Genomic DNA, 23,461 nt, shown 5'->3' with positions numbered 1-23,461 from the left:
TAGGTTAAAAATTTTAAAGGAATTATAGTGATTTTTATTTATGTATTTTGTACGGAACTCGGTCTGGCATGAATCAATTAAAAGAACTCTATCCACTGTCATTAAAAGATTAGCAGCAATCTGGTTTTTTTCTGGTGCCCTGATTTTTCTACCGGGTTAAGGGAAAGCCTTGTTACAGACCAACTTACTATTACAAATCTGTAAGCTTACTACCACAGGCAAGTTTATCCAATTGTACTAATTTTCCTCTTCAGTACCCTCAGGATACGGAGGTGACTATGGACAAAATAAGGCTTAGCAAGAAACGACATATATAAAAAAAATTAAATGGCAAGAATGCAGGCTATGGAAAAAATAGAGATGAAGCCTCGTGCGTGATTCGAACACGCGACCTAGTGATTACAAGTCACTCGCTCTACCGGGCTGAGCCAACGAGGCAAATGGGAATACTGCGACTTATCTAAATACAATACTCACAGATAAACTTTATGGCAGATATCTTATTCCGAAAGCCAGCCGTCATGTTTTAACTGTTTCACTTTCTCCATTTTGCCTGGGTCCTGAACTTATAGTACATAAACTTTATGGCACCCTTTTTCTATATCTCGCTTAAGATGTGGCAGGAAATCGCAAAATACGGGCGCAAGCTGGTTGAACACGGGCTTGTCGAATCCAACTTCGGAAATATCAGTATCAGGGCTGGCGACAGGATGCTTATTACCCGGACAGGGGCGGCACTTGATGAAATTACAGGAAATAACGTTGTTGAGGTTGACATTCGAGATACCTCTTCCCTGGATATAATTGCATCTTCCGAAACCGTTGTACACAGGGAGATTTACAGGCAGACTTCAGCGCTTGCAATCATTCACGCTCATTCTGCGTATGCGGTTGTAGAATCCCTGCTCGCAGGGCCTGAAGGATTAATTGCGCCCGTAGACAGTGAAGGACAGTACTTCCTTGGGGAGATTCCGATCGTCGGAGGAGGAATAGGTAGCCGCGAGCTTGCAGGAAATCTTGCAAATGCACTTTCGAGGCATAGAGGCGCTATAGCATACAGCCACGGGACTTTTGCAGTCGGGAGAACGCTTGGAGATGCATACATCGTGACCACGCAGCTTGAGCACTCCTGTAAAGTTAAGTACCTGTACGAACGTGCAACAGCAGGAAAGGAAAAAAATGTAAACTACAAACGCTCGCTCGTTTGATCCGCGCCGCACTCGTTGATTAGCGCAAACGTTCGCTCATTTGATCGCAAGCGCTCGCTCGTTTGATCCGCGTTTCTCACAAGCGTGCAACAGCAGGAAAGGAAAATAAGTAAACTTATCTATTGAGTGAGCGGATAACCATACAGCCTTAAGTATAAATATAAAAAGCAGGTAAACACAGAAACGATATAAATAAGCAGATCCAAACCGGGATACCGAACAAGATAAGGTGCCTGTTTCTGGGGCGGCTTTCTATTACGGATATCACTAAAGGAAGAATCTCGAGTACCATGACATTTAATACCCTGAGACCTTTTGCTTCAAAAGTTATTGAACCGCTGGCAGACTTTTTCGTCAGATATGAGGTCTCACCCGATACAGTTTCCATAGCTTCCCTTATCTGTGCATTTTTTGCAGGGCTCAGTTTTTATTACTCGCCTGCATCCAGGGTATTCATCCTGCTGGCAGGTATCCTGGTAATACTTAACTCGATTTTTGACGCCCTTGACGGAGTAATTGCACGGAAATTAAATAGGGCCACTCCCAGGGGTGACTTTCTTGATCACGTTATCGACCGCTACTCGGATGTCTTTATTATATGCAGCATTTTTTTTGCAGGTTATGCCCCCTGGCAGATAGGAGTTGCGGCAATTGTAGGGGTGCAACTTACCAGCTATCTCGGAACCCAGGCTCAGGCGCTCAGCCTGGGGAGATACTATGGAGGAATCATGGGCAGGGCGGATCGGCTTGTAGTTATAATTCTTGCAGCGTTCGGCAACTTTGCCTTTTCAGTGACTGTTGCCGGTTTTTCAGTCCTTGGCTGGGCTGTCATCCTGATTGCTGTAACAAGCCATATAACGGCAGTCCAGAGAATTCATTATATCTGGAAGAAACTGGAATGATAGCGTTCTTCCGAATAGTAGCACCTTTTCGAATGATAGAATTCTTTTGAACGACAGATTTTTCCAAGAATTTCTCAAAGCTTAATTTTTATCTCAGTTCGGAGAAATTTTCTGCAGTCCTGAATGCAGGCTTCTGAGGCGAATAAGTTAATGTAACACAACAAACAATACTTGGCTATGTCGTCTCAAGGAAAACAGTATGAGTATCTGGAACACACTGCAGATATCAAGTTTCGGGCTTATGGGAAAACTCTGGAAGAAGTATTTGAAAATTCGGCTCTCGCTATGTTCAATGTTATGATTGATACGGAAAAAGTCTCGGGAGAGACCCGAAAAGAAATTTTTCTTAAATCACCTGACCTGGAATCCCTGCTTGTGGACTGGCTTTCCGAACTTTTATATATCTTTGAGGTTGATGAAACTGTTTTCAGGAAGTTTCGGGTTGAGAAAGTTATGGAAGAAGAAGGGGAGTACTCAATAACAGCTCAGGCACTGGGCGAAAAGTTCTATCCCGAAAGCCACCCCTTTGAGACTGAAATCAAGGCTGTTACCTATAACCAGTTAGAAATTTCGAAGACTGACGACGGCTGGAAAGCTCAGATCGTTGTGGACATTTAAGGGAGCACAGCTTTCTCTCTATCCCGGATACTGGTTGTTTATTCTCTAAACATTTCGCACCATGCATATCTTCATGTATGGGAATTATTATCCTATCCTGCACTACAAGATCTAAATTGAATTACCTAGTCCTGAACTGATTCAGTCATATTTAGACCGGCTTTGTTATATCGAACTGAGCTTATTATCAGCCGTTTCCAGAATTTATTATAGCCTTAATCCAGCCTGATACAATGTATCCTGATTACGTTTCCAGGGCAATTTGCAAACTTTTGGGAAACGGAAAGTAAATTAGTAGTTCCAGAGTTATATCAATAAAGCATAATGGAGAGGGAGTATCAATCATGGTAGAGAGTGAAGATACAGCTATTGAGGAATTAAGCACGGAGAATGTACAGGGGGATGTAAAGAGTATGGTCAGGAAGATTTCCGAGAATAACTGGGAAATCCCTATCGGACATATCCCCAACATGCGGGTTCCGGGCCGTCTGTTTGTATCCGAAAGTTTACTCGAAGATATTGACCCCGGAACTATTGACCAGATTGCAAATGTGGCAACCCTCCCTGGAATTCAGAAGTATTCCATGGCAATGCCCGATGCCCATCTTGGCTATGGTTTTGCTATTGGGGGAGTCGCGGCTTTTGATGCGGAAGAAGGGATTATCAGTCCGGGTGGGGTGGGCTTTGATATCAACTGCGGGGTAAGGCTCATTCGCACCAACCTTAAGAAGGAAGATGTAATTCCGAATATAAAGGAGTTAACTGACGAGCTTTTTCATAACGTGCCCGCAGGTGTTGGTTCCAAGAGCCGGTTCAGGGCTTCTGACCAGGAACTGGACCGTGCTTTTCAGGAGGGTGCAAAATGGGCTGTAGAAGCCGGGTATGGTGTGGAAGCAGATGTTGAACACTGTGAGGCAAACGGGTATATGGAAGGGGCCGACCCTTCTCAGGTAAGCACGAAAGCCAGAAACAGGGGAAAACCTCAGTTAGGAACCCTTGGAAGCGGCAACCACTTCCTGGAGGTTCAGTATGTCGATAAGATCTATGATCAGGAAGTTGCTTCAACCTTCGGGCTTGAAGAAGGCCAGGTCACGGTAATGATCCACTGCGGGTCAAGGGGTGCAGGGCACCAGATCTGTACTGACCATCTAAAGGAACTCTCTCAGGCCGTAAAGAACTATAAAATTGAAATTCCGGATAAACAGCTTGCCTGTGCTCCTGCCCAGTCAAGAGAAGCTCAGAACTATTTTAAAGCCATGCTCTGCGCTGCAAATTATGCGTGGGCAAACCGTCAGATGATTACGCACTGGACAAGGGAATCGTTTGAAAAGGTATTCGGTAGAGACGCAGACGACCTGGGCATGGACCTGCTTTATGATGTTGCTCACAATGTGGCAAAACTTGAAGAACACAACGTGGACGGCAGGAAAAAGGAGGTGTATGTGCACAGGAAAGGGGCAACAAGAGCCTTTCCTCCAGGGCATCCTGAAGTGCCTTCAGTATACAGGGATGTAGGGCAGCCGGTTTTAATTCCCGGAAGCATGGGAACCCCTTCCTTTATATTGTGCGGTTCAAAGGAAGCTATGGATATTTCATTCGGCAGTGCCTGCCACGGGGCCGGAAGGGTCATGAGCAGGGCACATGCAAAGAAAGAGTTCCGCGGACAGAACATAAAGGAAAACCTGGAGGCTCAGGGCATTACAGTAAGAGCCACGCATCCTTCAGTAATTGCAGAGGAAGCTCCAGGCGTATACAAATCCAGCAGCGATGTGGTAAACGTCGTGCACGAGCTCGGTATTGCCCGTAAGGTCGCAAGAGTTTTTCCTTTAGGGGTTGCAAAAGGTTAAGTGAGATGACGAAAAACAGGTCCGTCCTTTAAATGAAGGCATCAGGCATCAAAGATTCCGGGAGAACTTTAGTTTGCGAGCTGAAGTTTTTAACCCCTGATTTCTCTCAATACTCTCTTTTTAAGATTTCTATCTTTAATATATCTCTTAAATATTTCTTTTTATTTTTTTCTTTAAGATCTCATAGAGACATTTTTAATATTTTGTGTTGAGCAATTTTCTTTTAGTTTTCGGGTCTGTTATTTACCTTTTGTATTTTTTTCAGGTTATTCAGGCTCTTCCATTTCTTCCATTAAATACAAGTCCGAACTATCAGGTTTTCGTTCCTGGAAGAATCTGAATATAATCATGCTTGAATACAGGGAGGTCTCGAAATACGTGCCGTTTTCCCTGAATATGTTCGAGAAGTACTCAACAAGATTGCGGACAACTCTTTCATCTTTGAAATCGTGGAAAATGGTTACTGACTCGTTTCCGGGTTCGAGAGAGATTTCTATATTCTTGGCAAGCTGGGTTGCAAGATACATTCTCCTGAAATGAACCAGTAAATCCGGAAGGGGCATATCACTTACCGATTGCTTGCACAGGCGTTCAAGGATTTTTGTAGGGTTTGGGACTTCTCCGGTTGCAAAAACTTCAAACTGGCTCCGGTGAAGAGTCACAAGATTGAACCTCTCAACGTTATAAGTATACATGAGCTGAGTCCAGAATTCCGTATTCTCATCCAGCTCTTTACATAAAATATCAAGGTACCCAAAATGCTTCCGGATTCCGGGCATAATCTCATTCGGAGAAGTGGATGGATTCCTTCTGAAAGAAATCTGGGTTGAGTTTGATCTCCTGAAAACGTGCTCAACATCGAGCTGCTTCCATCTGGAAAGAAAATGAGCTACCAGCTGGGCAAAAAAGTCTCTGCTGTGTACAGTAGAGTTGGAAATAAGTACCAGTGCAGATTCCGGATTATTAATATCTTCACATTTTATTGAAGTTCGAATTGGCCATTGATAGCTTCTTGAAACCCTGTTCAGGTAATCTTCAAGTTGTTTCATATCCTGAACCTCAAAAGGATTAATAAGCTCATTGACAAGCTCTTCATCAGTGAGCCTGCCTCTAGTACACCTGAACAGCCATTCAAGCATTGTTTTATTTATAACGATATTTTCTCCGTTCTGAATTGTATCATTCAACTCTTCTTTTGCAGGAGTTTCTTTTAAAAATTGGATTGCTTCATCAATACTGTTATAATGTTCAAGAGCTGTATCTGCAACTTCAATGGTATCCCTGACTGCAGCACTCAAATTCCCATTATTGGCATCCAGAAGGGGCTGTAACTTTTTAAGATACTTATCATCCAGGGATATATTCTTTCTGATCAGCATATTTCCACCCGATACTACCCGGTTTCCTGGCTCTTTATGCTATGATCCGTTTTGGTGACCGTAAGATCAGGACTTTTTATGGCTTCCGGTTTAAAAGCTAGAAAAAAACGTTTTTATAACGAGATACTGTGTAAATCTAAAAGTTTTTACTTAGAACCCTGTTTATGGTACTGGTAAGTGCTACCGAATATTAAATCTTTCTATTTAGTACTATTTTTTGATAATTAGAGTTAATATACACTTCACCAGACACGCCAATTAATCGTAAAATATTCCACAGTGTTGGCATAGCAATAAATCCCCCCGATTTGATCAGATATATATTTTTATACGCGGTCTTATTTTCGAATTCTAATTAAGTCTTTCTTATAATGTTAAGCGAAAAGGTTGACAAATGGCCAGAAACAGGTGACATCGGTTCACAATTCTTTATATATATATGTTAAGACAGTCTACAATATGTTATTTAAAAAATTGGTATATGAATCGGACTGCTATAACCTGGAAGATCGCGTTATTGATTTCGCCCTGTCCTTACATTTTGTCTAACCTTGATTACCTGCTCTAATTTGATTTAAAAGGCATCAGTTGACGTTTTCAAGGCTGTGGGTTTGGGAGTAGATAGTACAAGTCCCTGCATGAGCACGGGGTAAAAACTCACAGGTTATAACATTTCCCTGATAACTCACGATCTTCAGAGGCAATAACAGTCCCAGAAAGCGAGTTCGGGAGTGGATTCATAAGTACCTGGCAGGTTCGGATGGAATTACTTAGCCAGCCAGGGACTTTTCTCCTGAGAAATAATGTAAATCTTTTAATGCTAACGTAAACCTTTTAATATTATTCTTTCTACACTTTCCTTGCCGATTCCTGCAGCATATGTTTTTAGTTCAGGTTAATTCATGTTCCCTCCGGTTCGCCTGGGTATTGTGTTTTCTCCGGCTTACCTGGTGATCTTATTTTCCCTGTCCACCTGAATAGTGTATAAAAAAACAGATGAATAGGGAAAGAAATTTACCAGAAAGTGGCAGGGAGAATAAGACTAGAAAGATAAGAGAATAAGACTAAGGATCAAGAGAATAAGACTAGAAAGTTAAGAGAATAAGGCCAGAAAGGTCAAGAGAATAAGCGTCTGCTTAATAAAAAAGCTACAATCGTTTAAAAAATAGAAGAAAAACAAAGGAAAATTTCCTCTGCTTTTGAGTCTTACGACCCTTAATTTTTTTATTTTCGTTTATGTCAGTTTGGTTACAGGGTGGTTTGCCAGGTCTGCGATCTCGACACCGAGTTCCTTGGCAGTTTCTCCGAGCATAATGTCGACCATTGCGACAGCAGGGAAAATCTGGTTGACGTTCTCGATAGGACCGTAGAGCAGGAAGTCAGAACCTGCGATCTGGGCTACCAGGTTGGTACCAATGTCTGTAGGCATGTAGATTGCCTTGGGGTCAGGCTGGGTCTTCTTGAATTTGCGGAGCCAGTCCCAGGCCGAGGCCATGTTGTGGTATCCACCGCCAACAGGCAGACCGAGTTTTCCTTTGATTGTCGGAACTGTGCGGATTGTTGCGCCTGCGCCTGCACCGAGAGGCATAGCTGCAACGTCGATCAGGGGAATCGTTATTCCACATTCCTTGGCGACCTGAAGCATACCCTTGGTCTGTCCGGAACCACCGACTTCAAGGATGTCCATCTTTCCTTTTACGGTTGGGTCAGTTGCGTTGAAAGCCAGAACGATTGCAGCTGTTACGTCGCTTTCTGTGAGAATATCCATTTCTGCCTGCTCAATGCTTGCGTTGATTGAGTTGTGGATTGCCCTGTCTGCAACACCGATTTCGGTACAGTACTGGGCTGCGGCTGCACGCACTTCTCCGGCTGAGGAGTCGATCAGGAAGGGTGTCCTGTCATCGATCCCAATGAACCAGTCGATATAACGTTTGATTGACTCGGGAGTTTCACCCACGATCTGGTTTACGTAAGGGTTTCCTGTAGCGTCGCTCATTGACACCTGGGTATTCCAGAGAGTTTCTGCAGCTGCCCTGTCGAAGATACCCTTATCCTCATCAGTCACAATCTTGTGCCTTGCATAGAACATGGTACTGACTAATACGGTTGGGTATTCGCCCGGCTGTCCACCGAACTTAACTCCGCCGATTTCATAAACTTCCTGCTTCTTGTCAAACTTGAACATTTTGATCCCTCATTTACATGAACATTGATGATACCGAGACATAGATCAGGAAGAGCAGCAGGCCAATGACTCCGCCGTACAGAATTCCGATATCTCTTCCTACCTTCTTTCCGATTCTCTGCGCAATTTCACTGTTGACAAACTCGATCTTTTCGTCAATAGTATCGAGCCTTTTTATTACTTCGTTAAACTCGCCTGGCTCTACAAACGCTGCTGGTGCTTTTCCGTCCATATTGTTCACCTCTCAAGTTTATAGGCCGACAGCTATTGGGAGTACAACGACCATCAGCAGTGAAAAGAGGAAACCTGCTGCAAAGCCAATTATTCCGGTAGACATAACCCCGGAATCAAGCTTCTGGTTTCTCGCAATCAACTGTGCTCTATATCGAATGCTCTCAACAGTAGCGTCAATTGCACCCATCTGAGGGGCAAGCACCATTGGGACGCCTTTATCATATTCTTCTGCCATTTTCATTACCTCCCTAGCAGTAATAATCCAAGCAGGGATATGGTTACTGTCAACCCTATCATGGCGCCTTCAATCTTTCCTGCGTGAACTCCTGAGTGGAACTTGTTCAAGTTTCCTATATCAAGCATGCGGGATTCAATTGCCTTCAACCTGCTGCGGAGAACTGCAATTTCTCCGGAAACCGGCCTGACAACACCGCCTTCTTCTTCTTCTCCGCCCGCTTCGCTGATTTCCACAACCAGCGGATCTGCATCAAATGCACCCGGGTCTTTTGAGGCGAGTTCTCTCACCTTGGAGGTGATAGCACCCATATCTTCGGTATCGAGCAGATTGACGACCTGAACCTGTTCCTGGAAACGGGCAATTGCGGCTGCATTCAGGTTCTCCACATACGGAATTGCACCCAGTGCGCCTGCAATCCTGTTCTCTTTTACACCATTCGCATGGAGGCTCATCATTGACTGTCCGGTAATGTGCCCTTTAACCTCAGAACCTGTCACAAGCAGGTACCTGATGTTTGGATTTGAGATAATGTGGGCAACGACCTTCTCAATACCCAGGTTTTCGGTCTTACATGATCCGGTAACGGCTGCGCCTGCATCGAGGACTGGCTTTCCTGGAAGGTGGGATCCGCAGGTAATTACCAGTACACAATTCTTGACATCGCCTACTTCATATTCTCCTTTCAGGATAGGCCATCCTGGGGCTGGTTCTCTCTTATTTGCCATTTTACACCACCCCTTCCATCAGTCTTGTTATGTATATGATGAGGGCTACCAGTCCGCTGAAGGCAAGGCCTACAACAACTCCATAGAAGGAGTTTGCGTAAATTCCTGCCATATAGGAAGTATTCTCACGGCCTGGCCATGTATTGAGGAGCGGTTTGCTGGGCGAAAGGGAATTTACCAGGTCTTCTGCGATTGCATCCAGTTTGTCCACCCTTTCAAAGACAGATTCCATGGAATACTGAATCGAATCCTTCCTTTCTTCCGCAACGGTTGCCGAATCTATGTCCAGGACTAGATTTAACTCGGGAGCTATACGAACTATGCTCATTGCAGTTCCTCCGCACTGGGTAGTAGACCGGTTCCAACCACTGCGTATGCATCTCTCTTAATAAGCGCGTAGTGCTTTGAGAAAGCAACATACCAGATGATGAGTCCCACAAGCATGTTTACTCCAGCCGTCATCAACCCTTCATGGAGTGAAGATGCAAAGCCTGTAATGATTAATGCAATGGCTGCCTTTTCAACAGCAAGAGTCAGGGTTCTGTCCTGATGCTCATCAGGGCCCAGGCTAGCATTGAATGGGTGAAGGATTCCCATACCGCCTATTATAAAGATCAGTGCAATGTATCCGTTTGCGACTACGTTTTCAATGACTGCAGCATAATCGAAGGATCCGGCAATAACGACGCTCAGCCCGAGAATTACAAGGGTACCTGCACATGAAATCTCTATCATTGCCTGTTCCATTATGGGGATGCCCATTCCGATTACTTTGTTTGCAAGGGCACCAATAACGCCACCTATAATTGCTGCTACAACGACGGCTACTATGGGCCCTGCAATACCTCCTACTGAAAGCCCGAAGAGGGCTGCTAAAATACCCATACCTAGAGCCAGCATACCAATTGATGGGACACCGGTACCAAGTCCATAGCTTGCAACACGGCGGACTGCATCAGCACCCCATACCGTTGCACAGATTGCCCCGATTCCTCCGAAGAAGGAATATGCTGGAGGCATAAAGTGACCAAGGTAAATTCCGACAAGGCCGCCGACTATACCTAAAGCCATTATTGTTTGTGGAGGATATCCGCCTTTGGCTCCTCCGCCTGATCCACCTACAGACATTTTACATACCTCCGAGCTGTGCGATTGCGACTATTGCCACGATAGCACACAGTACTGTTGCTACGAGGGAAGAAATTACCGCTTTCGGCCATTTCTTAAATTTAGGGTCATGGAACCCTTCAATTGTACCTCCTATATTGTAGGATGGAATTACAGCGTTCACGAAGAAAATGCCTATTGCAAACATTGCTGCAACACCTACAAGTGAATGACCTGTAACACTTGAGCTTGTGCCTGCTGTCAGACCAGCATTCAGACCCACTTCGATAAGTGCGTAATAGACGAGAGCACCGCCAATACCACCAAGAGCTGCACCGATAACTCCGCTCACAAAACTGACTGTTGGGAGTCCGTGCCCTTCAGTACCCTGGGATACGTAAAGGTCCTGCCTGTATTTTGTTATAGGGTCAGTCTTTACTTTTGCGGAAGAAGGCACGACACCTACACCGTAAACATAGACCCAGGTACCGACGATCATGGTCACAGCGATCATGATCATTGCACCCACTGCACCTGAGGCAAGAATCAGGAGAAGGTTGTCTGTTACGTTCATCATAAACCCTGCACTCACAAGCCCGGTAAGACCTGCGCCTGCTGCCAGCTGCACTGTACCGGTACCGATACCTGTTGCCTGAGCCATAGCTGCAGGTGCACCACCTACAGGCACGAAGTGGACACTCCAGGAAATCAAAGCGCCGCCGAGTACGATATAGATCATCATGAGGATGTTTTCTAAGATAGCATCAATCATGCTGAAGCCTCCTCAGCCTTGTCTTCTTTGTAAGGCCCAAATGCTTTGCGAGCTGCGACTTCCATCTTCCAGTTCCAGATAATTAAAATAAGGACAATAATAACACCTGCAACGACAGAGAGCCATCCCATTGTCAGGCCTTTTGCAGGATCAAAAATAGTGGTTACCCAGCTTCCCAGGAATACGGTCATACCAAAAGCAAGCCCTGTGACAGGCCCTCCGAACTTGGCACAGAACCACGAGTTATCATACCCGTTCCTGAGCCCGGATTCGGCATACCTTACAATATTTCCTGAGTTTGAAGCGTTCAGCCCTGATCCGAATTCAAACTGCTGGAACTCGCGCTCTGCACCATAGTGGACGTCGCCTGTGGACGAGCCTATTGCACCCACAGTAATACCCCAGATAAAAGCCAGCATGGTTAGCGGGAAGGGATGCCCGAGCACAACGGTCATCAAATACGACACTATCAGAACACTGAAGGTCGTTATGAACGCGTATCCCATAATTACAGGGGTGTGACTCCTTATCATATCCAGATAAATCGGCTGCTTGAACCGACTCTGGCTGGCACATCTGCCCATTGTAGCAGTTACGGAAAAAGTACCGTGTACACATGCTGCAATAAGGGAGCCAAATACCAGTGCAAAGAGTGGAGATGAATTGAATTCACTTATTAATACTGTTGCAATGGCTGCACCAATCGAACACATTAACGCGTTAGAGGGTGGTTCTCCCGATACCGCTTTGTTAAAGATTCTGTGCGGAAACATCATTTGGGGAGCTAACTGGACCTGTGAGTTGGGATTACTCTGAGATCCGACATCGGATTCCAGGTCTTCTGAGGCACCTGCAATGGTTGCAGCTACGCCAATCAGTGCCAGCACTCCCATGCCTATGAGTGGTTCCATTCATTTTCCTCCTTTATATTATTACATGTAATAAGCCGGATTCAAAAAACGCTGTACATTTTTTTGAAATCGTCTGCCATATCATTATAAAGAAATATGATTATGACGCGCGTTAAATTTTGGATTAGAGAGGATCATTCATAAACCTTTCGAAATATGTAGGCTTTTAAAATATTATTATGTGATTATATAATATACAATCAATTTTATAAGATAGATTAAGCTGGTAAAAATAAACAAAATCATATATTTATATAAATAAAAAAATTCTACTTTTCTCAATATCATATAAAGATTCCGATTATAACTAATGAATTTTTTTATTTATTATTAAAAAAATATTTACTATTTTTATATAAATGGATCCCCTCGATGTGGTTTTTATATTAGTACTTTTTATAAATTGTGCGTTGTATTAACTTCCTGGTTTATTCAGGAAACAAATCGGAGATGTTTTCTGTATCATAATAGGCAAATTATTTAATACTGTTTGCGCCCAGGATGAAAATATATTTATTACATGGAACTATATACCTTTTTTAATGATTATTTATAAATAATATTTGGCAGTTTGTCGGATAACACTTATTTATATATAAATATGTTGACCGTTTTTTTCATATTAATAACATGGAATTGCCTGGCCAGGAATTGAGAGCAATTTTGTGGAAATTTCCTATTTTAGTATAGAAGTAAACTAATTATTTTATTATGTCTCGGAAATCGGATTCCTGCAGTAGTCAGAAAAGGATTTTTATATTTAGTTTCCTTGCTTAATGCGTGATTTTAGGAGCTTCATCCTTTGCCGGCCCCCCTGGGGATTTAAAGGGACATGTTGAGTCCATAGAATTGTATATTCCCAAGCTTGGAATCTACGACGGTTCGGCACTCGAAACGGAAAAGCTTGACAGGGTGCTTGACGAAATCTCGATATATGATTTTGCAATCACAGTTCACGCTCCTTATTCTGCTGGAGACTCCAGATATCCTTCAGCGCTCCAGATAGTCACTGCACGGATGGGCAAGAGAGAATATACACTTCTGGAAGAATCAATTGCGCTTGCAAACCGGACCGGAGCCCCTGTTGTAGTATTACATCCCGGAAGGGTTGGGCCTGATCGGGAAAAATCTTTTTTCTCCATGGTCAAAAACCTCAGTACGCTTGCTTCTATAGCTGAGGATTACGGAGTTATTCTGGGTCTTGAAAATAAAGAAGGTACAGATACTTCGAACTTTTGCTGTGAGGCAGGAGAGCTTTCCCGGACTATAGAAGCTGTAAACTCCGGATATCTGAAGGCTACTTTTGACATAGGACACGCAAACCTTACCTGTGGAGGGGACCCTGGAAAACTCAGGGAATTTGTCCGGATCCTGCAGAAGCATATCATCCATATTCACCTGCACGATAACGGCGGGCAGTGGACCGAAAAATATGATGGAGACGAGCATATGGCCCCCGGAAAAGGTTGTGCGGACTTTTCAGTCCTGGAATTGCTTTCAGGGTACAGGGGCGTCTATAATTTTGAGGTATTCTCACTCGAAGATCTTTGTTTTGGAAAAAAGACCCTTGAGAACGCCTTCAAACCTTAAAAAAAGCTAAAACTATGAAAAAAAGAGAAGCGAGGTTCGATTATGAACCTCAGTTTTTTAATAAAAGTCCAGACTTACACCTTTCTGGCCAAGTGCCTTTTTCAACTCCTCGTAAGCCGTGAAAAGCTCTTTTCTTTGCCTGTCTACGGTTTCGAGTCGGGGCTCGGCTTTGAGCCAGATATCCTTTTCTCCACTCCCTCTGGTAACTGCTACACAGGCAAGCATGTCCCCATGAGTTAGCCGGTATACGGAATCAAGCCCTGTAGGCGTAACCCAGGCAGGAGAGCTCGCTTTAAGTTTTTCTACCAGCTCATGCCAGCTAAGGTTTCCTGAAGCCCGGAGATTGAGCTGGAGGTGAGTACGTTCTCCTGTGACTTTTTCATCAACATTTTTCAGGAAAGAAGTGTACACCTGATCTTTTTCGTTAATTTCCCTTGCTTCGTAGCGGGCAAGCTTTTCAGCTTCTTCTTCGAAAAAGGGTGCAAGATTTACCCTGCTTGAAGGTTTCGTCATCAGGGAAACAAAAAAGAAAGCAATTGCACTTAAGGTCATTCCCACAATAACCCCATGGCCCATGAGTGCCGGATGAACAGTTTCAAGGTAATAGGGCGATAGAGGCGGGGTATTTATAAGGTCAAGAGCCACAAGAGCCACCTGAACTGTAAATCCAACTACCATACCTGCAAAGGCTCCTTCTTTCGTAGCCCGCTTCCAGTAAAGCCCCCCCATGAGCGGAAAGAAGTAAGAGGCGCTTGCAATGAAAGTTGCGATATGGATAGCATCTATAATGTTAGGGATCACAAATGAGCCTGCTGTTGCCGCAAGTATAATTATCAGCACACTGATCCTGTTTACAACCATCATTTCCCGCATTGTAGCTTCTGGCTTTATATACCTCTGGTAAATATCCCGCGAGATACAGGATGCGCCTGAGGTAGCAAAGGTATCTGCGCAGGACATTGAAGCAGCGGCAAGCCCGATTGCACTTAAAGCTATTATTAGTGGAGCAGAAGCGAAACGTTCATTAACAAAGCTCAGGAGTGCAGGCTCAGCAGAGGCCATGCCTGCAGGAAAGCCCATTTCTACGATTTCAGGGTATATGGAACTGAGGGCTATTGCAATTACAGCACATGCCGTGAAAACTACAGCAATCATAAGTGACCCTATAATCATTCCAAGACTGGCAGATTTTGCGTCCCGTGCAGCCCAGACTTTCTGCCAGGGGTCCTGCTCGGTAATCCAGCCAGGAATAATAGCCAGGATAAAAATAAGAACCATTGGAAAGCCTATTGAAAAGGGATTCCACCAGGTTTCGGACACGTTTCCGAAAAGTTCGGAACTGCTTATTGCAGCAGTCTGGAGCCCTCCGTCTGCCACGGTTCCTACCGCCGTAAAAGCCATTCCTATCGTGAAAAGAGAAAGGAAACCAAACTGGATAACATCCGTCCAGACAACCGCAGACAACCCTCCGAGTGTTACGTAAAGCGAAACTGCAATTGCAACAATGGCTGCGGCATACAGAGGATCAAGGCCGTAAAATATCTGCAATACTAAAGAAAGCCCTGTAACGTCGGCCACTGCGAAGAGAATCATTACAACCGTGATAATCAGCGCAATCGGCCATCTGACTATACTGCCATACCGCTGTTCAAGAAGTTCGGGCTGTGTAATTGCAGGCAGGTGTTTAATCTTTCCTACAAGCACTGCGATTATTAGGAGAGCGGCTATATTAGGAGCTACAAAAGCCCATATAGAGCCCATTCCCTGAAGCATAAAATACCCGATAACTGCAAGAATCCCACCTGCTGTTAGCCAGGAAGCTGCCGCTGAAAAACCCAGGGTTGAGGGCCCTATTCTCCTTCCCGCTAGCCAGAAGTCAGTAACAGATTTCTGTTTTTTATTAAAGTACCAGCCAATAGCCACAAGCCCGGCTATATAGACCGAAAGCAATACCAGGAAAATATTATAACCATCCATAAGGAAACCTTCAAAGTGATTTACTAATGTAAACAAACTTTTTTATCGAAATGTCTGAAGTATAATTCTTTTTCTTAAATATTACCTTTTATATATTCTCATTGTATTAATATATGAGTAAATGAATTTTTACTTTGATCCAATCATTTATTAATACCTTTGCTGCTGGATGGACTTCTTTCCGTCATTCCACGCAAGTTAACTTGGACTCAAACTGCTATTAACTTCTATAGTTTAGAAGGAAAATGTTTGCATCTAACCCGCTCCAAACTCCATAACTATGGGAAATAAGAACACCGAAAACCTGCTTCAGGTTTTACAATCAAGAAGAGCACGAAAAAACTGTTAGAAACTCTATAAACACGTAAGGACACAGAAACCCCCTAACTAAATCCTATAATCACAGAAAAAAGGAAAACACGTAAAGAAACAGCGAATTTGTCTCCTTTATTTCATATTCTAACTCCTTGAACATTTCTAACTAATTTTAGACTTTTAATCACATGAAGAAAAGTACATGCTCTAATTTTCCAAAATAAGCCTCTTTGAATGAAATTCAAAAGAACATACTATAGATCAGCCTTCCCTCGTGAGCGCAGATCAGTATTTATTTTATAAATCAGTCCGCTTGAGCAAAGATTACTACTATTTACCCATAAATTAGCCCTCTTGAGCTCACTTCAGTATCTTTATTTATAAATTAGCCCTCTTGAGCGAACAAAGTGAGCGAAAAGGGCAGCGTACTCCCGAGGCGCAATTCGGGGCGTACTCCCGAGGCGCAATTCGGGGAGTGAAAAGGGCAGCGCACTGCAGAGCCGCAACTCTGCCGAGACGGAATTCGGGAGGGAAAACGCTTTTTTTCAGCTATTGGCACCCCCGTCTTCCCGAATATTGTTTATTTAATGTAAAAAAGCAGTTATTCTCCCTCAAAAGGCTTATATCTGTTATGTTCAAAACCACATAACCATGAAAGTTAAAACCAGAATTTTCAAATTGATATCAGTTCTCTTGATCCTGGTTGTATCTGCCTGCTTAGGCTGTGTTGGCGATCAGGCCGGGGACGAAAGTACGGACTCGATGGAAAACGCCTCTGGAAATGCTTCTGCGGGTGAAGGGGAAACCCTGGCGGTTTTTCATGCCGGCAGCCTGGGCGTACCTTTTGAGGAACTTGAAGCTGAATTTGAAGCCCAGCATCCCGGTGTTGATGTTCAGCGGGAAGCCGCAGGCAGTGCACAGAGTGTGAGAAAGATTACCGAGCTTGGGAAAAACGCTGATGTGCTTGCATCTGCAGACTATGCTCTGATCCCGTCCATGATGATGCCTGAATATGCTGACTGGTACGCAGCTTTTGCAAGGAACCAGATGATTCTTGCTTACACAAATGAAAGCGAATACAGCGAGGAAATCAATACAAACAACTGGTATGAAATCCTCAGGCGGCCCGATGTTCGGTTTGGGTTTTCCAATCCTAATGACGACCCTGCGGGCTACAGGTCACAGATGGTAACTGTGTTAGCTGAATCATATTATAATGACAGCCAGATCTATGATGACCTGATAATGAATAATACAGGCATAACTCTTACTACACAGGAAAACGGGACAGCTCTTGTACAGGTTCCTGCATCCGAAGAGATTGCACCAAACCCTGATAAAATCATGCTCAGGAGTATGGAAGTCGAACTTTCTTCTGCCCTTGAGACCGGAGAAATCGACTACCTCTACATTTACCGGAGTGTTGCCGAGCAGCATGGATTTAAATATGTGGAACTTCCACCTGAAATTGATCTGAGTTCACTTGATTATGCTGACAATTACTCAAAGGTTCAGGTTGAAATGGTAAACGGAGAAGTAGTTACAGGATCTCCTATAGTGTATGGTGTGACTATTCCCAAAAATGCCGAAAATCCGGAACTTGCTGCTGAGTTTGTAAAACTACTCCTCGACGAGCCCGGCCAGCAGATATTTATCGAAAATGGACAGCCGCCAATTGTTCCTGCCATTGCCGAAGGAAAAGATAAAATGCCTGAAGAGTTGCAGCCGCTTGTGGAATAAAGAGAAGTTAAGGTAAAATAAAAATATTAAGGTAAAGTGAAAAAATAAAATGAAAATATTAAGGTAAAGTGAAAATATTAAGATAAAGCGAAAATCAGAGTATAGCAGTTAGGAAATTCCTTAAAAAGAAAAACGACAGTAAAAAGGTATAAGAATGAAAGCCTTAATCCGGAAAATCAGTAAATTTGAGCCTCTGACTTTCATTTTTTCCCTTTTACTGCTTGTTCTCTTTCTTTTTATCTTCTTAACGCTTTCAAACATGATTTTCGGGCAGATCTTTGACGATTCCCAGGGACTTATCGAAGCTGCAAGAAATCGTGCCGTGGTCAGCTCTATTCTTCTCTCGCTTTATGCAGGCTTTCTGGCAACCCTTATTTCCCTTTTTCTAGGAGTACCTGCGGGTTATATTCTTGCAAGATTCGATTTTCCCGGAAAAAGGCTGGTCGAGAGTATTATTGATGTGCCTGTGGTTGTACCGCATACGGTTGCAGGAATAGCTCTTCTTACGGTTTTCGGGTCAAGGGGATTTATTGGCGGCCCTCTAGAAGCTTATATCCAGTTCCGTGATGCACTGCCCGGAATTGTGGTTGCAATGCTCTTCGTATCCCTTCCATACCTGGCCAATTCCGCAAGGGAAGGCTTCAAAAGCGTTGACCCCAGGCTTGAAAATGCTGCTCGTTCTCTGGGTGCTCCTCTCTGGAAAGCGTTTCTCTTTGTAACCCTGCCTCTCTCGGCAAGGCATATTTTAATAGGGGCTATCATGACCTGGGCACGGGCTATAAGTGAATTCGGGGCGGTCGTGCTGATTGCCTATTATCCCATGATAGGGCCAACTCTTATCTATGATCGTTTTCTTTCCTACGGGCTATCTGCCTCCAGGCCCATAGCCGTGCTGCTTATACTGGTCACGCTTTCCATATTCATAGTAATACGGGTCCTTTCCGCAGGCTGGAGTATATATGATAGAGATTGAGTCCCTCTCGAGAAAATGGAAAAATTTTGCTCTGGATAATTTGAGCCTTAAAATCGAGTCAGGGGAATATTTTGTGATCCTCGGGCCTACAGGAGCCGGAAAAACTCTCCTTTTAGAGCTAATAGCAGGTTTTCATTCCCCAGACTGCGGGAAGATTCGCATCGAAGGAAAAGATGTAACACACCTGCCTCCTGAAAAACATGGTCTTGCCTTTGTCTATCAGGACTATTCGCTTTTTCCTCACATGAGTGTAAAAAAAAATATTGAGTTTGGCATGCGGATGAAAAAAATAAGGTCACAGGAAAAGCTCCTTGAAGTTGCCAGGGACCTGAAGATCGCTCACCTGCTTGATCGTTATCCTCTCACGCTGTCGGGAGGAGAACAGCAGAGAGTTTCCCTTGCGAGAGCCCTTGTAACTGATCCGAAAATTCTGCTCCTGGACGAGCCTCTGAGCGCACTCGATCCCAGGACACAGGAAAGTGCCAGGGAACTGCTTTCAACTATCCACAAAAAGAAAAAATTGACTGTACTGCATATTACCCATGATCAGATCGAAGCCCGGATAATGGCTGACAGGATCGCAATAATAATGGATGGAAAACTTATGCAGGTCGGGGCCCCGGAAGAAATCTTCGAAAAGCCGGTTGACAGCCGGGTAGCCAGCTTCGTAGGGTTTGAGAATATGCTGAATGGCAGGGTTATCTCTGCAGACCGCGGACTTCTAAGAATTGAAGCCGGGAAGATAGTCATTGACGCTTCAGGAGATATTGAGGTGGGGAGCCAGGTACATGCCTTCCTGAGGCCTGAGAACATAGCTTTAAGTAAAACTTCCGCACAATCCAGCGTCAGGAACTCTCTACAGGGCAGGGTTACCGAAGTCCGGATTCTGGGAGCTCTTGTTCGGGTGAAGGTTGACTGTGGCTTTCTCCTTAATGCCCTCATAACCCGGCAATCGGCAGAGGAAATTGGCATTTTTCCTGGAGTTCCGGTCTATGCCCAGTTCAAGGCAAGTTCTATCCATGTGCTCCGGTAAAAGGTGAAAATCTGTGAAAGCAAAAACAAAGCTCTGGTTTACGGAAGATGGGAAAACCGTCATGGGTGCTGGAAGAGCTGAATTACTGAAGGCAATAGAAGAGGAGCGCTCTCTCAGGAAAGCCTGCAAGAAGCTCGGGATCTCATATAAACATGCCTGGATGATGCTTAAAAAAATGAATGAGGCCCTTGGCGAGCCCGCAATTGTGACAGTACGCGGGGGAAAAGATCAGGGTACCTTCCTGACCGACCTTGGAAGAAAGTTACTGGCTGAGTATGAGACCGGTAAACAGCTTATTAATGAAACCATAGGGGATGAAACCGCCTGGGAAAATGTAAGTTTTAAGTTATCAGCCAGGAACCAGTTGCCCGGCAAAGTGCTTGAAGTGGAAAAAAACGGGCTTGTTTGCAAAATTACAATCGAGATGGAACCCTCAGTTATAACCTCGGTAGTTACTGAAGAGGCTGTAGAAAAACTGGACATAAAGCCCGGAGATAGAATTTATGCGGTCATCAAATCGACTGAGGTAATGGTTGCAAAAGCGGTCAGTGAAAAAGGGCAGACAAAAACCGATTCGAAAGAGATGGATCATTCTGACTGAAAATATAATTTAGTTTACCAGAAGCATATATTTTTCTAACATATAAATCGGCATCACGCTTAGGTTTTCCTTATATAATGTACAATTTATGTTATGCTTTCAGGTTTTTAAATCCTCATTTTTCTGAAAGATTTTGTGCCGATTCGATGAATGTGTTTTGTAGTGTGCAACTTAGACCTTTTAGTCCTGAGTCCTGATTTCGTTCTTTTCCAAAGACGCTCCCAGTTAACAGAAAGTTTAAGCTTTGCTCTTCCCCCTAACGACCATGACCGGAACTTTTGAGCCTCTCACTACTTTTTCCGCAACACTTCCAATTAGAAACTTTTCGAGTCCGGTTTCTCCAAGGGTGCCCATTACTATCAGGTCAATATTATTATTTGCTGCGAAATCGATAATTTCATTACTCGGGTAGCCGTCTAAAACAACTTCTCTTACCTCCACCCCTGAAGCCCCTCCAATTCTCTTAATTTTAGATACTGCTTTCTCTCCATCATTTCTCATAACATTGTAGATTGTTTCTTTGCCAATAGTCCAATTTTCCGAAATTGTAGACGGTGTATTTACTACATAAAGGGCGTAGACAGTAGCTCCGCTAAGTTTTGCAATCTCAATACCGTAAGAAATGGCTCTTCGGGTGTTCTCAGATCCGTCTGTTGCAATCAATATATTTCGGTAAAATTTGCTCACCATGTTTGTTCTCCATTTGCCTTAAACATAAAATCTTGGTATGGCAAAAAAACTGATTCAGTTATCCTCATTCGGGTTCGATTCTCAGAATTATTGAGTTATTGCTTTGCAATTTGAAGTAAAAATTCAAGTTATAAACGGATGAGTACATTTCCGAAAATAAAAGGTTGTAGCCTTTTAAAAAGGCTACCTGGATATTTCCTTAGATATGCTGCTGGCTCAAACCTTTCAGGTTTTTTACGGCTCTGACTTCAATCCTGACTCTTTCTTCTTAACAGGACGAAGCATGCTGCGAGGGCCATAAATGCAACACCTGTTACCATCTGGTATCCCGGAAGCGTCTCTCTGGCAGGCAGGACTTCGGTGTTGATTTTGACACTGTCTGAAATCTGGTCATGCCCGTCAGCATCTTCATAGAGAATTTCACTATTGAGGGAATAGGGCTTTGGGGTTGCAGTCTCATCTACAGCTATATCAAAAACAGCAACAGCGCTTTCCCCTGCATTAAGGGTCCCGAGATAAGCCTGGTCGTCGGTTGTGCTGAAGGGATCGGCTGCACTGACCCGGACAGTAGCGTCTTTTGCAGGTTCTTCACCGCTATTCTTATATGTGACGCGGAGCATCCCGCCTTCACCAGGATAGAGATCACCTGTTAAATTTGTGACTTCAAAGTAAGGTTCTTCTTTGACTTTTATCTCGACAGGCTGTGTCTGAGTTTTGTTTTCGTACCAGATGCCTACTTCCTTGTTAGTTACAATACCTGTAGTACTGTCAAATTCGTCCCCTCCTACCTGAACATTGTTCTGGTACTGGTACGAAAGTTCAAGGGTCAAAGGATAGGTACCTGCAGAAGCATTTTTGTTAATCTCAATTGTAAATTTTGTTGGGCTTGAGCTCTGTTTTCCCTGCTTGAGAGTACCTGCTTGCTGAGGTTCGGATTTGACTTTAATATTCGGATCGTCGGATTTGAGGGTTGCAAGGATGCCCACTGCTGTCGTAGCCTGGGCTTCGTATTGCATTTCGGCCTGCTGGAGCATCTCATCTACATAATTTCCGATATCTACTTCATTTTCAGATTCAAAGCCGGTAATTTCACCTTTATTCATCATCTCTATGTTAAGGGTTACAGTATCTCCTCTTGAATACTCATTATCTCCGATGAGTGTTGCATTAAGGTCAGGCCCTCCGTATACGTTGTAGTAGTTCTCACTAATGTCAAAATTTTCGGGTAGAGCAGCCTGCGCTGGTAAGCTTGCCCAGCAAAGGATTAAAAGGGTTGTGACAGCAATAAAAAATCCATTTTTACTCATTTTCATCACCTGATGCATTCTCATTATTCTTGTTTCTTTTCCGGTGTACGTTTACGATCTGGTAAAGGGCGATAAGGATAATCAGTATGATTGCTACACCCGTTATGCTAAACTTCTTCTCTGTGGCTTCAAGGGGTATGTTCACTTTCATGTTTTCTGAAAAGGAGCTTTCCCCATCTTCATCAATATATTTTATTTCGCTGTTTATGCCGTAATTCTTCACAAGGGCTTCCTGATCTGCCGAAATCTCGAATCTGGCAGTCTTTTCCTCCCCGGGTCCTATATCCCCGAGCCTCACTATAGGTTTCTCAGTGCTGAGGGGGCTCATGACAATTATCCGCGCCAAGGCATCTTTTGCTATACCCTCTCTGGTATTTTTATAAGTAACTTCAATGACTTTACTCTCTCCCTGAACCAGATTTCCGGAGACTCCGGTTACTTCTAATTTAGGTTCATTTTCTATAGAGAGAGGCACTCTGAGAGTTTCGATTTTCGTCTTATACTCTCTTGCATACTTTGTTTCCGTCAGACCCAGGTTTATCACATCCGCAGTTGCAGTCCGGACATTTGCCTGGTATTGATAATTTACAGGCAGGAGAAGCTCATAGTTTCCAGCAGGCGTATCACTATCTATTTTTATTGTGTAGCGAAGGTTTGCCGTAGAACCGGTTTCAAGTTCTTCTACACTCTGCAGACTGGCTGTCGGTTCGACTTCGATATATTCGGTTTCAGAAACAAGAGAAGCTTCAAGGTCTTTTGCCGTTGTACAATCTTTTTCTTCTTCCATCTCAGCCCCTGCAAGCGCCTCCTCGGCTGAGTCTGGAATTTTATTCTGGTTTACATTAAGCCTCTGGAAGCCATCTATAACTCCACCGTTAGCGATTTTTATCTGCAGGTCTGCAGTGTCTCCCCTGCTGAGTTCGGGATTTCCTGTAACTGAAGCCCGGATAGCTGGCTCCCCGTAACTCCTGTAGTAGTCTACGGTGTATCCATGCTCCGGAATAAGGAAATTCGTTTCATCATCGTCGTCATCGTTTCCGAGGGCTGGAAATGCAGTCACTGATAATATTGATAGGATTAACGCAAGTATAGCAATTTTTCTAATCATT

General features: G+C 43.9%; 22 protein-coding genes and 1 tRNA gene. 9 read left to right on the top strand and 14 right to left on the bottom strand.

The window, feature by feature from the left end; all coding sequences use genetic code 11:
- Window positions 1–364: 364 nt before the first annotated feature.
- Window positions 365–438, bottom strand: a tRNA-Thr gene (locus ACPK8D_RS01565).
- A 146-nt stretch (window positions 439–584) separates the two neighbouring features.
- On the opposite strand from ACPK8D_RS01565, the gene ACPK8D_RS01560 reads away from it, so the two are divergent.
- From ACPK8D_RS01560 to ACPK8D_RS01545, 4 genes are all read left to right on the top strand, one after another.
- A complete protein-coding gene (locus ACPK8D_RS01560; RefSeq protein WP_424716081.1) occupies window positions 585–1,208 on the top strand; it encodes an aldolase in 624 nt (207 codons plus the stop codon).
- A 290-nt stretch (window positions 1,209–1,498) separates the two neighbouring features.
- The gene (locus ACPK8D_RS01555) at window positions 1,499–2,110 is read left to right on the top strand and encodes a CDP-alcohol phosphatidyltransferase family protein (protein WP_424716080.1); all 612 of its coding nucleotides are present in this window, start codon (window positions 1,499–1,501) and stop codon (window positions 2,108–2,110) included.
- 177 nt (window positions 2,111–2,287) lie between these two features.
- Window positions 2,288–2,728 carry an archease gene (locus ACPK8D_RS01550; RefSeq protein ID WP_424716079.1) on the top strand — a complete coding sequence of 147 codons (441 nt, stop codon included), beginning with the start codon at window positions 2,288–2,290 and terminating at the stop codon, window positions 2,726–2,728.
- 344 nt (window positions 2,729–3,072) lie between these two features.
- Entirely contained in the window at window positions 3,073–4,575 is a 1,503-nt protein-coding gene (locus tag ACPK8D_RS01545) for an RtcB family protein (protein WP_424716078.1), read from the top strand.
- 266 nt (window positions 4,576–4,841) lie between these two features.
- On the opposite strand, the gene ACPK8D_RS01540 is transcribed toward ACPK8D_RS01545, so the two are convergent.
- The 9 genes from ACPK8D_RS01540 to mtrE form a co-directional block, all read right to left on the bottom strand.
- Entirely contained in the window at window positions 4,842–5,954 is a 1,113-nt protein-coding gene (locus ACPK8D_RS01540) for a hypothetical protein (RefSeq protein ID WP_424716077.1), read from the bottom strand.
- A 1,234-nt stretch (window positions 5,955–7,188) separates the two neighbouring features.
- Window positions 7,189–8,139 carry a tetrahydromethanopterin S-methyltransferase subunit H gene (gene mtrH / locus ACPK8D_RS01535; protein WP_424716076.1) on the bottom strand — a complete coding sequence of 317 codons (951 nt, stop codon included), beginning with the start codon at window positions 8,137–8,139 and terminating at the stop codon, window positions 7,189–7,191.
- A 13-nt stretch (window positions 8,140–8,152) separates the two neighbouring features.
- Window positions 8,153–8,371, bottom strand: a complete 219-nt coding sequence (gene mtrG / locus ACPK8D_RS01530) for a tetrahydromethanopterin S-methyltransferase subunit MtrG (RefSeq protein ID WP_424716075.1) — start codon at window positions 8,369–8,371, stop codon at window positions 8,153–8,155.
- 18 nt (window positions 8,372–8,389) lie between these two features.
- On the bottom strand, window positions 8,390–8,614 hold the full coding sequence (locus ACPK8D_RS01525; protein ID WP_424716074.1) for a tetrahydromethanopterin S-methyltransferase subunit F: 225 nt from the start codon (window positions 8,612–8,614) through the stop codon (window positions 8,390–8,392).
- A complete protein-coding gene (mtrA, locus tag ACPK8D_RS01520; protein WP_424716073.1) occupies window positions 8,614–9,336 on the bottom strand; it encodes a tetrahydromethanopterin S-methyltransferase subunit A in 723 nt (240 codons plus the stop codon). The genes ACPK8D_RS01525 and mtrA overlap by 1 nt, the downstream gene beginning before the upstream one ends.
- A gap of 1 nt (window position 9,337) precedes the next feature.
- On the bottom strand, window positions 9,338–9,664 hold the full coding sequence (locus ACPK8D_RS01515; RefSeq protein ID WP_424716072.1) for a tetrahydromethanopterin S-methyltransferase subunit B: 327 nt from the start codon (window positions 9,662–9,664) through the stop codon (window positions 9,338–9,340).
- On the bottom strand, window positions 9,661–10,464 hold the full coding sequence (mtrC, locus tag ACPK8D_RS01510; RefSeq protein ID WP_424716071.1) for a tetrahydromethanopterin S-methyltransferase subunit MtrC: 804 nt from the start codon (window positions 10,462–10,464) through the stop codon (window positions 9,661–9,663). Before mtrC ends, ACPK8D_RS01515 begins: the two co-directional genes overlap by 4 nt.
- Window position 10,465: 1 nt before the next feature.
- Window positions 10,466–11,215, bottom strand: a complete 750-nt coding sequence (gene mtrD / locus ACPK8D_RS01505; protein ID WP_424716070.1) for a tetrahydromethanopterin S-methyltransferase subunit D — start codon at window positions 11,213–11,215, stop codon at window positions 10,466–10,468.
- Window positions 11,212–12,126 carry a tetrahydromethanopterin S-methyltransferase subunit E gene (gene mtrE / locus ACPK8D_RS01500; protein ID WP_424716069.1) on the bottom strand — a complete coding sequence of 305 codons (915 nt, stop codon included), beginning with the start codon at window positions 12,124–12,126 and terminating at the stop codon, window positions 11,212–11,214. The genes mtrD and mtrE overlap by 4 nt, the downstream gene beginning before the upstream one ends.
- Window positions 12,127–12,906: 780 nt before the next feature.
- Between mtrE and ACPK8D_RS01495 the strand changes: the two genes are divergently transcribed.
- Entirely contained in the window at window positions 12,907–13,716 is an 810-nt protein-coding gene (locus ACPK8D_RS01495; protein WP_424716068.1) for a sugar phosphate isomerase/epimerase family protein, read from the top strand.
- Between the two features lie 57 nt (window positions 13,717–13,773).
- On the opposite strand, the gene ACPK8D_RS01490 is transcribed toward ACPK8D_RS01495, so the two are convergent.
- Complete coding sequence (locus ACPK8D_RS01490) at window positions 13,774–15,693, bottom strand: sodium:solute symporter family protein (RefSeq protein ID WP_424716067.1); 1,920 nt, start codon at window positions 15,691–15,693, stop codon at window positions 13,774–13,776.
- A gap of 966 nt (window positions 15,694–16,659) precedes the next feature.
- Between ACPK8D_RS01490 and wtpA the strand changes: the two genes are divergently transcribed.
- From wtpA to ACPK8D_RS01470, 4 genes are all read left to right on the top strand, one after another.
- Window positions 16,660–17,748, top strand: coding sequence for a tungstate ABC transporter substrate-binding protein WtpA (gene wtpA, locus ACPK8D_RS01485; RefSeq protein WP_424716066.1), 1,089 nt, complete (start codon window positions 16,660–16,662; stop codon window positions 17,746–17,748).
- A 154-nt stretch (window positions 17,749–17,902) separates the two neighbouring features.
- On the top strand, window positions 17,903–18,721 hold the full coding sequence (locus ACPK8D_RS01480; RefSeq protein ID WP_424716065.1) for an ABC transporter permease subunit: 819 nt from the start codon (window positions 17,903–17,905) through the stop codon (window positions 18,719–18,721).
- Window positions 18,708–19,754, top strand: coding sequence for an ATP-binding cassette domain-containing protein (locus ACPK8D_RS01475; protein ID WP_424716064.1), 1,047 nt, complete (start codon window positions 18,708–18,710; stop codon window positions 19,752–19,754). Before ACPK8D_RS01480 ends, ACPK8D_RS01475 begins: the two co-directional genes overlap by 14 nt.
- Window positions 19,755–19,767: 13 nt before the next feature.
- Window positions 19,768–20,355, top strand: a complete 588-nt coding sequence (locus ACPK8D_RS01470) for a TOBE domain-containing protein (RefSeq protein ID WP_424716063.1) — start codon at window positions 19,768–19,770, stop codon at window positions 20,353–20,355.
- A gap of 237 nt (window positions 20,356–20,592) precedes the next feature.
- Here the strand turns inward: ACPK8D_RS01470 and ACPK8D_RS01465 are convergent, their stop codons facing one another.
- The 3 genes from ACPK8D_RS01465 to ACPK8D_RS01455 all read right to left on the bottom strand — a co-directional run bounded on the left by ACPK8D_RS01465 (window position 20,593) and on the right by ACPK8D_RS01455 (window position 23,412).
- Window positions 20,593–21,045, bottom strand: a complete 453-nt coding sequence (locus tag ACPK8D_RS01465; protein WP_424716062.1) for a universal stress protein — start codon at window positions 21,043–21,045, stop codon at window positions 20,593–20,595.
- Window positions 21,046–21,293: 248 nt separating this feature from the next.
- Window positions 21,294–22,352, bottom strand: a complete 1,059-nt coding sequence (locus ACPK8D_RS01460; RefSeq protein ID WP_424716061.1) for a COG1361 S-layer family protein — start codon at window positions 22,350–22,352, stop codon at window positions 21,294–21,296.
- Complete coding sequence (locus tag ACPK8D_RS01455) at window positions 22,345–23,412, bottom strand: COG1361 S-layer family protein (RefSeq protein WP_424716060.1); 1,068 nt, start codon at window positions 23,410–23,412, stop codon at window positions 22,345–22,347. Before ACPK8D_RS01455 ends, ACPK8D_RS01460 begins: the two co-directional genes overlap by 8 nt.
- Window positions 23,413–23,461: the final 49 nt, after the last annotated feature.

The organism is Methanosarcina sp. (assembly GCF_049706645.1).
GTDB lineage: Archaea > Halobacteriota > Methanosarcinia > Methanosarcinales > Methanosarcinaceae > Methanosarcina.
The sequence above is the reverse complement of the archived record's forward strand: the minus strand, read 5'-3'. Positions and strand labels throughout refer to the sequence as shown.